General features: G+C 72.4%; 10 protein-coding genes. 5 read left to right on the plus strand and 5 right to left on the minus strand.

The genetic code is table 11. The annotated features are described in order from the left end of the window. Nucleotides 1-2 precede the first annotated feature (2 nt). Nucleotides 3-3,755: a S8 family serine peptidase gene (locus ABZ434_RS08100; RefSeq protein WP_359132986.1), complete on the plus strand. Its 3,753-nt coding sequence runs from the start codon at nucleotides 3-5 to the stop codon at nucleotides 3,753-3,755. A 192-nt stretch (nucleotides 3,756-3,947) separates the two neighbouring features. On the opposite strand, the gene ABZ434_RS08105 is transcribed toward ABZ434_RS08100, so the two are convergent. Then, nucleotides 3,948-5,168, minus strand: a complete 1,221-nt coding sequence (locus tag ABZ434_RS08105) for an MFS transporter (RefSeq protein ID WP_359133263.1) — start codon at nucleotides 5,166-5,168, stop codon at nucleotides 3,948-3,950. Between the two features lie 220 nt (nucleotides 5,169-5,388). After that, entirely contained in the window at nucleotides 5,389-6,429 is a 1,041-nt protein-coding gene (locus ABZ434_RS08110; RefSeq protein WP_359132987.1) for a hypothetical protein, read from the minus strand. Nucleotides 6,430-6,922: 493 nt separating this feature from the next. Here ABZ434_RS08110 and ABZ434_RS08115 point away from each other — a divergent pair, with 493 nt between their 5' ends. Then, on the plus strand, nucleotides 6,923-7,501 hold the full coding sequence (locus ABZ434_RS08115; RefSeq protein WP_359132988.1) for a dihydrofolate reductase family protein: 579 nt from the start codon (nucleotides 6,923-6,925) through the stop codon (nucleotides 7,499-7,501). Nucleotides 7,502-7,684: 183 nt separating this feature from the next. Here ABZ434_RS08115 and ABZ434_RS08120 read toward each other — a convergent pair whose 3' ends face one another. The 3 genes from ABZ434_RS08120 to ABZ434_RS08130 form a co-directional block, all read right to left on the minus strand. Then, entirely contained in the window at nucleotides 7,685-9,238 is a 1,554-nt protein-coding gene (locus ABZ434_RS08120) for a peptidoglycan-binding protein (RefSeq protein WP_359132989.1), read from the minus strand. 209 nt (nucleotides 9,239-9,447) lie between these two features. Next, nucleotides 9,448-10,176 carry a nitroreductase family protein gene (locus tag ABZ434_RS08125; protein ID WP_359132990.1) on the minus strand — a complete coding sequence of 243 codons (729 nt, stop codon included), beginning with the start codon at nucleotides 10,174-10,176 and terminating at the stop codon, nucleotides 9,448-9,450. A 47-nt stretch (nucleotides 10,177-10,223) separates the two neighbouring features. Beyond that, entirely contained in the window at nucleotides 10,224-10,685 is a 462-nt protein-coding gene (locus ABZ434_RS08130) for a nitroreductase family deazaflavin-dependent oxidoreductase (RefSeq protein ID WP_359132991.1), read from the minus strand. 215 nt (nucleotides 10,686-10,900) lie between these two features. Between ABZ434_RS08130 and ABZ434_RS08135 the strand changes: the two genes are divergently transcribed. The 3 genes from ABZ434_RS08135 to ABZ434_RS08145 are packed head-to-tail and all read left to right on the plus strand — an operon-like array spanning nucleotide 10,901 to nucleotide 13,328. Beyond that, nucleotides 10,901-11,134, plus strand: coding sequence for an acyl carrier protein (locus ABZ434_RS08135; protein ID WP_359132992.1), 234 nt, complete (start codon nucleotides 10,901-10,903; stop codon nucleotides 11,132-11,134). Continuing rightward, nucleotides 11,131-12,378: a beta-ketoacyl-[acyl-carrier-protein] synthase family protein gene (locus ABZ434_RS08140; protein ID WP_359132993.1), complete on the plus strand. Its 1,248-nt coding sequence runs from the start codon at nucleotides 11,131-11,133 to the stop codon at nucleotides 12,376-12,378. The genes ABZ434_RS08135 and ABZ434_RS08140 overlap by 4 nt, the downstream gene beginning before the upstream one ends. Before the next feature lie 29 nt (nucleotides 12,379-12,407). Further along, nucleotides 12,408-13,328, plus strand: a complete 921-nt coding sequence (locus ABZ434_RS08145) for an alpha/beta fold hydrolase (RefSeq protein ID WP_359132994.1) — start codon at nucleotides 12,408-12,410, stop codon at nucleotides 13,326-13,328. The last annotated feature ends 1 nt before the right edge of the window (nucleotide 13,329 follow it).

Raw genomic sequence — 13,329 nt, forward strand, 5'->3', positions numbered from 1 at the left:
GCATGACATCCACACCCTCCACCGCCGGCGACCGGGCGAGACCCGCTCGCGCGCGGCGCAGAGCCCTCCTCATAGCGACCTCCGTCGCCCTGGTGAGCGGCGCGCTGCTGCCCGTCACGGGCTCCGCGTCCGCCGCGGCCGGACCCGCACCGGCCACCGACCGGAGCGCCCCGATCCACGAGTACGACATCACGCTGGTCACCGGCGACGTCGTCCACTACGCCGACGGTGCCGGCAAGCAGGACACCGTCACCGTGGACCGTCCCGAGGGCGCCGTGGGAGGGGTCCACGTCCAGCAGGCGGGGGACGACCTCTACGTGCTGCCCGACGAGGCCGGCAGCCTGATCGCCGCCGGCAAGCTGGACCGCCGCCTCTTCAACGTCACCGCCCTCGCGAAGATGGGCTACGACGACAAGAAGACCGGCGGCATCCCGCTGATCGCCACCTACCCGGCGAGCAAGGCCCGTTCGCTGCCCGCCGCCCCGCGCGGCAGCAAGGCCGTCCGGGCGCTGGAGTCCATCCACGGCGCGGCGCTCAAGGCCGAAAAGGACACCGCGCGCGCCTTCTGGGACGACATCGCGCGCACCTCCACGGCCCGTTCCCTGGACAACGGCATCGCGAAGCTGTGGCTCGACGGCCGCGTCGAGGCGGCACTCAAGGACTCCGTCCCGCAGATCAACGCCCCGCAGGCGTGGGCCGAGGGGTACGACGGCAAGGGCATCAAGGTCGCCGTCCTGGACACCGGCATCGACACCGACCACCCGGACGTCAAGGACCGCATCCTGGAGACCAGGAGCTTCGTCCCGGGCGAGGAGGTCGACGACAAGAACGGCCACGGCACGCACGTCGCGTCCACCATCGCCGGTTCCGGCGCCGCCTCCGACGGCGTCAACAAGGGCGTCGCCCCGGCGGCCGGCCTGCTCGTCGGCAAGGTGCTGAGCGACGGGGGCTCGGGCGCCGACTCCGGCATCATCGAGGCGATGGAGTGGGCGAAGGCGGAGGGCGCCGACGTCGTCTCCATGAGCCTCGGCTCCAGCATCCCCGACGACGGCAGCGACCCCATGTCCCAGGCCGTCAACGCCCTGTCGGCCGACGGCGGTCCGCTGTACGTGATCGCTGCGGGCAACGCCTACGGCGCCGGCACCATCGGTTCGCCCGGCTCCGCCGACAAGGCGCTCACCATCGCCGCCGTCGACAAGCAGGACAACCGCGCGGACTTCTCCTCCATGGGTCCGCTGACACGCTCCTACGGCCTCAAGCCGGACCTCTCCGCACCGGGCGTCGACATCAACGCGGCCGCGTCGCAGTCGGTCCCCGGCATGGAGGGCATGTACCAGTCGATGTCCGGTACGTCGATGGCGACCCCGCACGTCGCCGGCGCCGCCGCCATCGTGAAGGAGCGCCACCCCGACTGGACCGGCCAGCGCATCAAGGAAGCGCTGATGAGCTCGTCGAAGGTGCTGCCCGCCTACACCCCGTACGAGCAGGGCACCGGCCGGCTCGACGTGAAGGCCGCCGTCGACACGAAGATCGAGGCCACCGGATCCGTCGAGGTCGCGTCCTACGACTGGCCGCACAGCCCGTCCGACCCGGTCGCCGAGCGCACGATCACCTACCGCAACAGCGGCACGGAGGACGTGACCCTCGACCTGGCGACGGACAGCGACGCGGACGCGTACACGCTGTCGGTGAAGCAGCTGACCGTCCCGGCCGGTGCGACCGCCCAGGCCGTCCTCTCGCTCGACCCGTCGAAGGTCGTGAACAACACGACGTTCTCCGGTCAGGTCCTCGCGAAGGACGCCTCCGGCGCCGTCGTCGCGCACACCGGATTCGCGCTGAACAAGGAGCAGGAGCTCTACGACCTGACGCTGGAGCTGCGTGACCGCTCAGGCGGGCCGATGGACGGCATCGTCGTCCTCGCCGCCCTGGGCGACCCGAACCTGACTCCCGTCCAGGTGTCCGGGACGACCACGCTGCGGATGCCCCCGGGCAACTACACCGCCTGGTCCGCCGCCGACATCAAGGGTGACACCGCCGACTCGCAGGCCCTCGCCTTCCTGGCCGCCCCCGAGATCATCCTGGACAAGTCCACCACCGTCACCCTCGACGCCTCCAAGGCCCACAAGGTCGCCGTGAAGACGCCGAAGGAGACGGAGACCCGGCAGCTGCGCTACGACATGGCGCGCACCGCGCCGGACGGCACCGTCCAGCGTGACGCCTACCAGATCCCGCTGACGTACGACCAACTGTGGGCGAGCCCGACCGAGAAGGTCACCCAGGGCAGCTTCTCCTTCCTCACGCGCTGGCGCCGGGGCGAGAAGCAGATCGACCTGACGGCCCACGGGCGCGACGTCCCGGTGACCGCGCAGGGCGGTTCGGCCGTCGCCGAGGACAGCGACCGGCGCTACGGGAGCGTCTTCGCGGGCAACGGCGCCCCCGCCGACTACGAGGGCCTGGATGCCGAGGGCAAGGCCGTCGTGATCCGCAGCAGCGACGCGGTGGCCCCCGCCGACCGTGCCGCGGCCGCGATCGCCGCCGGTGCGAAGGCACTGTTCGTCGTCAATTCGGGCGACGGCGTGCTGATGGAGTCGTACGCCGACTACGGCACCACCCTGGCCGTCCCGGTCGCCTCCGTCCAGCGCCTCGCGGGAGAGGGCCTCGTGAAGGCCGCCCTGCGTGGCGAGACGGTGACCGTCGACCAGCGGAAGTACACGAGCTACGTGTACGACCTGGTCGACCGTCACGACGGCACGATCCCGGACCGCTCGCTCGCATTCGCCCCGTCCACCCGGCAGCTCGCGAAGGTGGAGAACACCTTCTACGGTCACCGGGACGCCGTCGGCGCGGGCTACCGCTACGACATCCCCGACTACGGCTACGGCATCGGCTTCCCCGAGTACGAGAAGTACCCCGCCACCCGCACCGAGTGGGTCAACCCACTGCCGGGCGACTCGTTCTGGTACGAAGACCACTCGGTGCTCAACGAGACGGGCACGGACACCTCGCTGGAGGAGCGCAGCACCGACCTGGACTACACGGCGGGCCGCACCTACCCCGCCGACTGGTTCGCACCGGTCGCCCGGCCGCGCCTGGGCACCGGCTACTGGGGCCCGTTCCGCACCACGTACGGCGACATGCAGTACAACATCACGCCGTGGACGGACGGGGGCGCCGGTCACTCGGGCGCCATGCCGGACAAGGAGTACGACACCGGAACGGCCGCTCTGTACCAGGGCGACACGCTGCTCGACCAGGTGCCGGGCCGCGCCGGGTACGCCGGGAACCTCGCCCCCGAGGAGCTGCCCTACCGCCTGGTGGTCGACGCCGCGCGCGACGCCGACGCCTGGAAGACGTCCGTCCGCACGCACACGGAATGGGGGTTCCTCTCGCGCGCACTCGACCCCGAGGGCCCGTACCAGGCGGACATCCCGCTGCTTCAGCTGGACTACGACGTCGACACGGACCTGGCCGGTGACGTGAAGGCCGGCGGGTGGACCGAGATCGGCCTGTCGTCCACCACGCAGGAGTGGCTGGAGGGCGCCGTGAAGGCGACGAAGGCCTCGCTGTCGGTCAGCTACGACGACGGGAAGACCTGGAACGCGGTGCAGCTGAAGAAGGACTCGGCCGGTTCCTGGACCGCCCGGTTCAAGACCCCGAAGAAGGGCGCCACCGCCGTCTCGCTCAAGGCGCACGCCGAGGGCGGCAGCGGTCTCGCGGTGGACCAGGAGATCATCCGGGCGTTCGGCCTGAAGTGATGTGCTGAGAGCCTTCCTGGAGGCGGCCACGCACCCGTTCGCAGGGTGCGTGGCCGCCTCCTTGGCATTCCCGGGACGCCTCCGCCGCTGAGGAGGCGCGCCGCACACGGACCTCGCCCCCGTCATCCCGTTGCTGGCGAGCGACGACGCCCGTGACATCACCGGCCACCTCGTTGGCGGCGGACGGCGCGATCAAGCTCCGCCGACGGCCTTCGGGGCCCCCGTCCCCGCCGTCCGGCGGCCGCGGGCCCCGGCGTGCGCGACCACCGCCGCGCACACCACCGCCGGGGCCGCCGCCAGCACGAAGCACAGGGCGAGCGGCAGCCGGTCCACGAGCAGGCCGATCACGGCCGTACCGCCCGAGGACCCGGCGTTGAACGCCGTATTGACCCAGGCGCCCGCCTGGGTGCGCCGGGCGGCGTCGACCGATTCATCGGCGATCAGGTACGCGGTCGTGAGCGCGGGGGCGACGAAGAGCCCGGCCACCGCTGCGACGGCGACCAGTACATACAGGTGCGGCGACACTCCGGCCACCATCAGTGCCGCGCCGAGCGCGGCGGCCGCGAGCGGCAGCCGCACCCGGCTCGGCGACCTCCACCGGACCGCCCCGTAGGCGAGGCCGCCGACGGCACTCCCGGCGGACAGGGCCGCCAGTACCCAGGACACCGCCGCCGGTTCCTGGAGGCGGTCGGTGAACGCCACCACCAGCAGATCGAGCGCCCCGAGACAGAGCCCCACGGCTGCCGTCAGCACGACCGCGTGCCGCAGCGCGACGATGCCGTACAACCGCGGCCGGCACGCGGCGGCCGCGTCGGCCGGGAGCGCGTGCGCGCCGTCCCGTACCCGGGGGACCGCGGGCGACGACACCAGCGCCAGTGCCCCCGTGGACACGAGCACCGCCCCGGCCAGGACACCGGCGGCCGGTTCGGCGACCGTCACCACGATCCCCACCAGCAACGGGCCCGTCACATAGAGCAGTTCCTCGGCGACGCCGTCCAGGCTGTAGGCGCGCTGCAGCAGCTCCCGGTCGGGAACGAGGCTGCTCCACAGCGTCCGCATGACCGGCCCCAGCGGCGGCGTGGCGGCACCCGCCGTCACGGCCAGCGCGCCCAGGACGAGAGGCGGGGCGCCCGGGTCCCAGGTGGCCGCGGCGAGCACGGCGAGCAGCGCCGCGTACAGCCCCGCCATGGGAGGCAGGGCCCGGCGCGGACCGTGCCGGTCGATCAACGCCGCACGGGCGGGGGAGAGAAGGACGCTCGCGGCCCCGAACAGGGCCATCGCGCCACCGGCCATGGCGTACGAGCCGGTGGCGTCCTTGATCGCCAGCAGGAGGGAGAGGGGGACGATTCCGTAGGAGAGCCGTCCCAGCAGAGCGGCACCGAAGGTGCGTGCGGCATGCGGGGTACGGAGCACGGTGGCGTACGAAGGCGCGCGCGAGGGCGCGGAAGAAGGCGTGAGCACGATGACGTTCCTCGTGAAGGCGGCGCGGGGACGCGGCGCTGCGGGCGTGCGGGGACACCGGAGTGCCGCACCCGGGACAGCGGGTGCGGTCGGCATGGGGCCCTACGCACGAGGAACGAACATGTGGGCAAATTAGCAGAGCGAGCGACGCGACGGCAGAGGGCCTCGCGTCCTACCCGGTGGTGTCCGGGTTGGACGCCAGCACGGCCTCCGTGGCCACGCCCAGCCGGGGCAGGAACCCGAGGACCTCGTCGCGCCGGTCCAGCAGGTCGGCGGTACACGTGATCCCGGTGAGTTCCGCCACGGCCGCCTCGAACGCGGGCAGCCGCGCGATGTGCAGCGCCGGGGCGTCCACGGCCAGCACCGCGTGGCAGCGGGCGAGCGTCGCGACGATCCAGAACACCGCCTCACGGTGCTCGCCCCGGTCGAGCAGTTCCAGGCTGCCGTCGACGGCGATGGGGCGCGCCTGCTCGGTGAGATCGCTGCTGAAGAAGAACGGGGTGCGCGCCACGGGGACCGTGGCGTCGAACGTCCGCGTCAGTTCGGCCACATGGTGCCGCACCTGCCGCTCGGAGACATCGGCGCAGCCGAGAAGTTCCAGCAGCTCGCGATAGAGGCCCGGCTGCCCGTAGGCGGTGAGTACGTCGCGCACGGCCCGGTAGCGCAGACGCACGGTGGGATTGCGCAGTGCGGCGACCAGCAGGACGTGGGTGGTGACCCCGGTGGGGAACATCCAGGCCGGCACCTGCTCGTGAAAGGGCGCGGAGACGTCGAGTGCGGCCAGACGGCCCGCGACACGCTGACGGGCGTCCAGGCACCGGCGGCGCACCCAGCCCCGCTCGGCGAAGCGGGGCGAGACGGCCGCGTGCAGCGCGCGCAGTCCGCCGGTGGGATCGTCGATGACCGTGTCACGACGGAAACTGCCTGCCAGGTGGTACGAGGAGAGCACCGCCTCCGGGTCGCGCAGCTCGGCCCACGGCACGTAGGTGATCTCCAACAGAGCTCCCTCGTGACGGAGTTTGCCGGGCTTGGCGGGGGGCTCGTCCTCCTCCGTGACGACCACGACGTCGACGTCGGACGAAGCCGGCAGCTCGGCGTCGTCGGGCCGGCCGACCGTCGAGCCGCTGAAGTACGCCCCTCGGTAGCCGGGGGCGGGACGGGCGTGGGCGGCCACCCAGCGGACCGCGGCGGTGCGTGCCGCACCGACTCTCACGCCGCCGGCCCGGGAGCTTGGGGGAGGGGCCACGCCCCTGCCGGGGTGCGCGGGGCGGCCTCGCCCGATGACGCGCCGGCAGAGGGTTCCACCGTGCCGGAAGAGATGCCGGGGGGCTCGGCGGTCTCTGGGTCCGTCAGTGCGGAGAGGACCGGGGGTTGCGCGGCGTCGTCCGCATCGAGTACCAGCACCAGGAGCTCCTCGCCGCCGGCTGTGCGTACCGTTTTGCAGGAATGGTAGGCGGCCGGGCCCGCACGGTGCAGCCCGTCCGCCCGCGCCGCCGTTCCCGTCCCGTTGTCCGTTGCCGTGCCCCCGTGCCGGCGCGGGGGAGCCGGGTGACCGCTCCTGTCCGCCCCCGGGCCCGGGAGGTTCGGAGATCCGACCCCCGGCGTGGATCACGCGGGGTGTTCCGGATACCGCTCGCGCGAACGCCTGCCGGGTATGGTCGAAATCGTCTCCGCAGGCCCGCCCCCATGCCGCCGTGAGGTTCGCAATGAGGAAGATCATCTACTCGATGTCCATGTCCCTCGACGGATTCATGGAGGGACCGGACCGGGACATCAGCTGGCACCGGGTCGACGAGGAACTGCACCGCTACTTCAACGAGCGGATCGCGGAGATGGGCGGATTCCTCGAAGGGCGGGTCGTCCATGAGCTGATGGCGGACTTCTGGCCCACCGCCGACCAGGATCCCGCCAACGCGGGGCCCATGGCCGAGTTCGCCGTCATCTGGCGGAACATGCCGAAGTACGTCTACTCCCGGACCCTGCAGAGGGCGGACTGGAACTCCACGGTCGTCCACGACGTCGTGCCCGAAGAGGTCATGGCGCTGAAGGCGCAGCCCGGCGGCGATCTGTCCCTCGGCGGCGCCGACCTCGCCGCGTCCTTCGCGGCGCTCGGACTGATCGACGAGTACTGGGTCTACGTCCATCCGGTCCTCATCGGCCGGGGGAAGCCCCTGTTCCCGTCGGCGGACACCATGACCGCGCTCCGGCTCGCGGGGACCCGGACCTTCGGCAACGGGGTCGTGGAACTGCGCTACGAGCGGGCCGGAACGCCATCGCGGGGCTGACCGCACCCGGGGTACGGCCCTCCTCCAGCGGGAGCGTGCCGGTGTGCACCTCCTCCACCGGCACGCTCCCGCCCGCCACCGGTCCAGGAACCGGCGGATGTCCCGACGCGGCACCGCGTCACCCATGTGCGAGTCCAGCAGCGACTTGCCCTCGCCGCGAAGGCCGGCGCCGGGGCCTCGGTGTCAGCGGCCCGCCTGGAGTGCCGTCCAGGTGCCCGGCCCCACGATCCCGTCCGCCGTCAGTCCCCGGCTCGTCTGGTAGCTCCGCACCGCCGTCGCCGTCCCCGGACCGAAGAGCCCGTCGACGCCGACCGTCGAGCCGAGCGCCGCGGTCAGGGAGCGCTGGAGCCGCTTCACTCCGTCGCCCGAGGCGCCCTCGGCGAGCGTGGACGTGGCGCCGGCGGAGAGCAGCGCGGTCCAGGTCCTGGCTCCCACCACGCCGTCGGCGTCCAGCCCGCGAGCCGACTGGAACGCCGTCACCGCGCTCTGTGTGGCCGGGCCGAAGCTGCCGTCCGCCTCGCCGGCCGGGTAGCCCTGCGCGTTCAACAGCGTCTGTGCGGCCTTGACCTGGGCGCCCGTCGATCCGCTGCGCTGTGTCGCGTACGCCGTGAAGCTCAGCCCGTCGGCGCCGGTGCCGCCGTCGTTGCTGCCGCCGACCAGTTCCATGTAGCGGTTCCAGTCCCAGTACGGTCCGGGGTCGGTGTGGTCGTTGCCCGGCACCTCGACGTGCCCCAGGATGTGGGCGCGGTCCTTCGGGATGCCGTACCTGTCGCACAGGTGCGCGCTCAGGGCGGCCGAGGAGCGGTACATCGAGTCCGTGAACCAGGACGGGTCGTCGATGAAGCCCTCGTGTTCGATGCCGAGCGCCGAGGCGTTGGCGCTCCGCGCGTGGTACGCGGTGTCGCTGTCGCGCACCATCTGGGTGATCTGGCCGTCCGACGAGCGCACCACGTAGTGGGCGCTCACCTCGGACACCGGGTCCTGGAACCAGCTGATCGAGCCGGCGTACGAGCCCTGCGTGACGTGGATGACCACCTTGTCGATCGCCGCCGAGCGGCCCGTGGCGAAGTTGTTCGGATCGGCCGGCACCCACAGCGCGGACGGGTAGTCGGCGCTCCGGGTGCTCGCGTCCGCGGTGGTGAGTGAACCTTTCTGCGGTGACACCGGGCGGCCCGTCACGGAGATGCGCTCGCCCTCGGGGGTGACGGCGTCGAGCCCGTCCGCCAGGAAGGTGTAGACCGTGTCGGCGTAGAGGGCTGCGGCCGGCCCCTCGGTGCCGCTGTACCGGGCGACGGCCGGGTACCAGGCGCCGAGGTCGTCGCGGTCCCGCGCGTCGAGCCCGAGCTTGTCCGCGTACCCGCGCAGCACGGCGGCGCCGCCCAGGATGTTTGCCGTGGTGTCGGTGCGGAGCTCGGACAGGGGCTTCCCGGTGAGACCGGCGGCCCGTTCCAGGGTCCGGCTCGCGGGGTTGCTGACCAGGTGCATGACGCCGTAGCCGTTCGCCTGGCTGGGGCGGCCGGAGTGGCCGTCGAGCCGGGTCTCGCCGTAACCGACGGCGGCGAGCAGATCGCGGGGTACGTCGAAGGTCTCGGCGGCCCGCTCGAACGCCCGGTTCATCGGGTGCCCGGTGTCCGTCGCGGCGAGGGCCGGGGTGCCGGTCGCGGCCAGGACGGTGGCGGTGAGGGCCGCCAGCAAGGAGGCGCGGGCCTTGGTGTGGGCGGCGGCGCGAGTGGGCATACCTGCTCCTGCTCTGTGGGGGAGAAGAACGGCCCCCGGGCCCGGGTGGGGTGGGCAGGGAGGCCGCGAAGCCCGCCCAGGCTATCGATCTGTTCAGGGCATGACAATCACTCCCCGCGTGTTCAACTCCCTTTCACTCCAATGGAGTTGTGGGCGGTGCCCTGCTGTCCGGGCCGCGCCAGGGGTGACGCGGTCCGAACGGCGGAGTCCTACCAGCGGTCGCGGTGGATGACGTCGGCCACCGGGCGGCGCCGGACGGGGCCGAAGTTGCCCATCGGCCATCCGACGGGAATCGCCGCGAAGGTCTCCATGTCGTCGGGGATGCCGAGAGCTGCCTTCCACTCCTGCTCCAGCATCAGGTGCCAGATGGTGACGTTCGCCGCGAGCCCCAGGGCCCGGGCGGCGAGCAGGACGTTCTGGACCCCCGGGTACACGCAGGAGCCCTCGGCGAGCGCCTGGAAACGAGTCTGTGTGGACATCATGTGCTCGACTCCGGCCGGACCGAGCGCCTCGGCGTACGCGGCCAGGCCCTCCGCCTCCATGCGCGGCTCCGGGAACCGGTAGCAGGGGATGATCAGCGCAGGTGTGTCGGCGAAGTGGTCGCGCTGGTACTCGATCGCCGCGACCATCCGGCCGTACGCCGCGTCGTCCATGCCCTTCGGCGCGTACTTCCCGGTCGTCGCCAGATACGCGTCCACGCACCGCTTCCACAGCGGCGCCAGACGTGCCATCACCTCACGGTCCGTCACCACGACGTACTCGTAACACTGCATGTTGCCGCCGCTGGGGCCCCAGACGGCGGCCTGTATGAGCTGCTCGATCGTCTCGTCCGGCACGGGCTCCGGCTTGAGGCGGCGCATCGCGCGCATCGTGGACATGGTGGAGAACAGGGCCTCGGCCTCGGCCGTCGCGGCTGCCTGACTGGTTTCGATCTTCATGATCGCGGAGTTTACGGGCGAAGCCCCGCCATGAGGAGGCCCGTTGGTCAGTCCGCGGCCGGAGCGGTCCTGCGCAGCCGGACCACCGGGATCTCGCGGTCGGTGCCGCGCCGGTACTGCGCGTACCGGGGGAACAGCTCCACCAGATGGGGCCAGACCCGTTCCCTCTCTTCGGCGGACAGCGTCTCGGCGACGGCCGGGAACCGCTCGGGGCCCACCCGGAGGTCGACGGCCGGGTTCGCCAGGAGGTTCAGGTACCAGAGCGGATGGCGGTCCGAACCGCCGTTCGACCCCACGATCAGGTAGTCGTCGCCGTCGCGTCCATACATCAGCACCGTGCGCCGCAGGGCGCCGCTGCGCCGCCCGACGTAGTCGAGCAGCAGGCAGGGGACACCGAGCTGCGTCGTGCCCTTGGTGCCGCCCGAGGACTCGTACAGCTCGGCCTGCCTCGCCACCCAGTTGGTCGGGCTGACCTGTGCGGGCGCCTCGTTGCCGTTCTCCACTGCCATGCCCGTCCTCCCTCTCGCCAGTATCGCAACCCCATCGTCGCACCCCGGCGGATTCGCACACCTGGACAGCCACCCTCCGCACGGGGGAACGCGGACCGGACCGGCCGCCCGCAGGGCGTATAAAAGATTGCTCCGGACCAGCCGGCGTCCCCCGACGGCACTCACACCTTCACGCGGCAAGGCGTCACCGCGTACGACAGCGGAGGAGTGCCCCCATGAGCACGGCAGACGAGATCAGCACCTTGCTGGTGGCGAACTTCGGAACCGACCCGGTGGCGATCCGCCCCGAGGCCTCGCTCCGTCAGCTCAGGCTGGATTCGCTGGCCCTGGAGGAACTGCGGCTCCTCATCGAGGACCGGATGGGCGTCGATCTCGACGACGTCCAGCTGACCTCGCGCGACACCGTCGGCCAACTGGTCGACGCCGTACACCGCAAGGCCGCGGCATGACGGCCCCCTACCGTCCCGCGCCCTTCGCCGCCGCCGTCACCGGTATCGGCCTGGTCACCGCGGCCGGCGTCGGTGCCGCCGCCGCCTGGCGCGGGGTGTCCGAGGCCGCCGACGCGCCATCGGTCCTGCACCGGCCCGAACTGCACGACCTGCCCTGCGACTTCATGTACACCATCACCGGTCTCGACACGAGGGCCGTGCTCGGGGTCGCGACCCAGCGGCTCATGGACCGCTTCTCGCAGCTCGCCGTCATCGCCGCCCGTGAGGCCGTCGCGGACGCCGGACTCGACCCCTCGGTCTGGGACAGCGGCCGTGTCGCCGTCGTCATCGGCTCCGCCCACGGCGGACTGCCCTTCTACGACGAGCAGCACACCGCTCTCACCGAGCGGGGCGCCCGCCGGGTCTCGCCCAAACTGGCCCCTCTCACCGTCGTCAACGGCGCCGCCAGCAGTGTCGCCACCGACCTCGGCGCACACGGGCCGAGCCAGGCGGTCTCCACCGCCTGCTCCTCCGGCACCGTCGCCATCGGTACCGCCCACCAGATGCTGCGCACCGGCGCCTGCGACATCGTCGTGGCGGGCGGCGCGGAGTCCGTCTGCTCCCGGCTGCTGATCGCCAGCGCCTGCCGGCTGAAGGCCGTCTCCACGCGGCGCGAGGACCCCGAGGCGGCCTGCCGGCCCTTCGACAGCCACCGCGACGGCTTCGTCGTCGGCGAGGGCGCCGGCCTCCTCGTCCTGGAGCGCCCCGAACACGCGGCCGCCCGGGGCGCCACCGTCCGCGCCCACGTCGCCGGCTACGGGGCGTCCAGCGACGCGTACTCCGCCGTCGCCCCCGACCCCGACGGGCGCGGCATCGAACGGGCCCTGCGCACCGCCCTCGCGGACGCCGGGGTGGCCGCCGCCGACATCGGGCACGTCAACGCCCACGGCACCTCGACCGTGGCGAACGACCTGATCGAGGCGACGATGCTGCGCCGCGTCCTGGGCGACCACCCCCTCGTCACGTCCACGAAGGCGATGACCGGCCACACCCTGGGCGCCGCGGGCGGCATCGAGACCGCCCTGACCGTGCTCGCCCTCCAGCACCAACTGGTGCCTCCCACCGTCAATCTCGACGCCCCCGACCCGGACATCCCGATCGAGGTGGTGAGCAAGGAGGCCAGGGCGGGTGCCTTCGACGCCGCCGTCAAGACCTCGCTCGGCTTCGGCGGGCACAACGCCGCCCTGGTCCTCACCAGGGCCTGACCACGCACCGGACGTAAGGACCGATGACCATGCCCGACGAGATCATCCGGAACCTGTCGGTGCACGGGCTGCGCTACAGCTACCGCGTCCTGGCGCAGCCCTCGCCCCGCACGGAACCGGTCGTCGTCCTCGGCGGCGCGCTCCAGGGGATGTACGGCTGGCCGCAGATGGACGAGCATCTGGGCCCGCACGCCACCGTCGTCACCGCCGACCTGCCCGGCATGGGCAGCGCCGATCCGCTGCCGCCCGGCACCGGCGACGACCTCCTGCACACCGCCGTCACCGGCATCATCGACGATCTGGGTGTGGCCCGGGTCAACCTCTTCGGGTTCTCCTACGGCACGTCGATCGCGTTCGGCTGCGCCCGGCAGGATCCCGGCCGGATCGCGCGCCTGGTCCTCGGCGGCGTACCGGCGCACATCAGCGACGCCCAGCGGAGCCAGTGGAGCCGGGCGGTCGACCGGCTGGGAGAAGGTGACACGGAGGGGCTCGCCACCCTGACCGCCGAGGCGCTGATGTGCCTGGACCCGGAGCGCCGGGTCCACCGCAGGGAACTCGCGCGGCGCTATGTCCGGCGGTCGTTCGTGCACGCGCTCGCCGATTCCCCGCACGCGGCGCAGTCGCTGCGCAGGGCTCTGGGGCACCGGCCGGACTTCTCCGGCGGCTTGAGCGGGGTGCCCGCACTGGTCTTCGCGGGCGAGCACGACACCGTGACCTCCCCCGAACGCCAGCGCGCCTTCGCGGCGACGATCGAGGGCAGCCGCTTCCTGACGATCGGTGACTCCGACCACTGGGTCGTCCTGGAACGGCCCGACGACGTGGCGGACCTGGTCGCCCGCTTCTTCACCGACCGCCCGCTGGAGGCCGCGCCCGCCCTGCGGCCGCTCGCCTCGCTGCCGCGCCCGCGTGCGGGCGCGGCAGGTCCGGTCCTGCCGCGGCCGGGCGGATGAG

It is taken from the genome of Streptomyces sp. NPDC005761 (genome assembly GCF_040630635.1).
GTDB lineage: Bacteria > Actinomycetota > Actinomycetes > Streptomycetales > Streptomycetaceae > Streptomyces.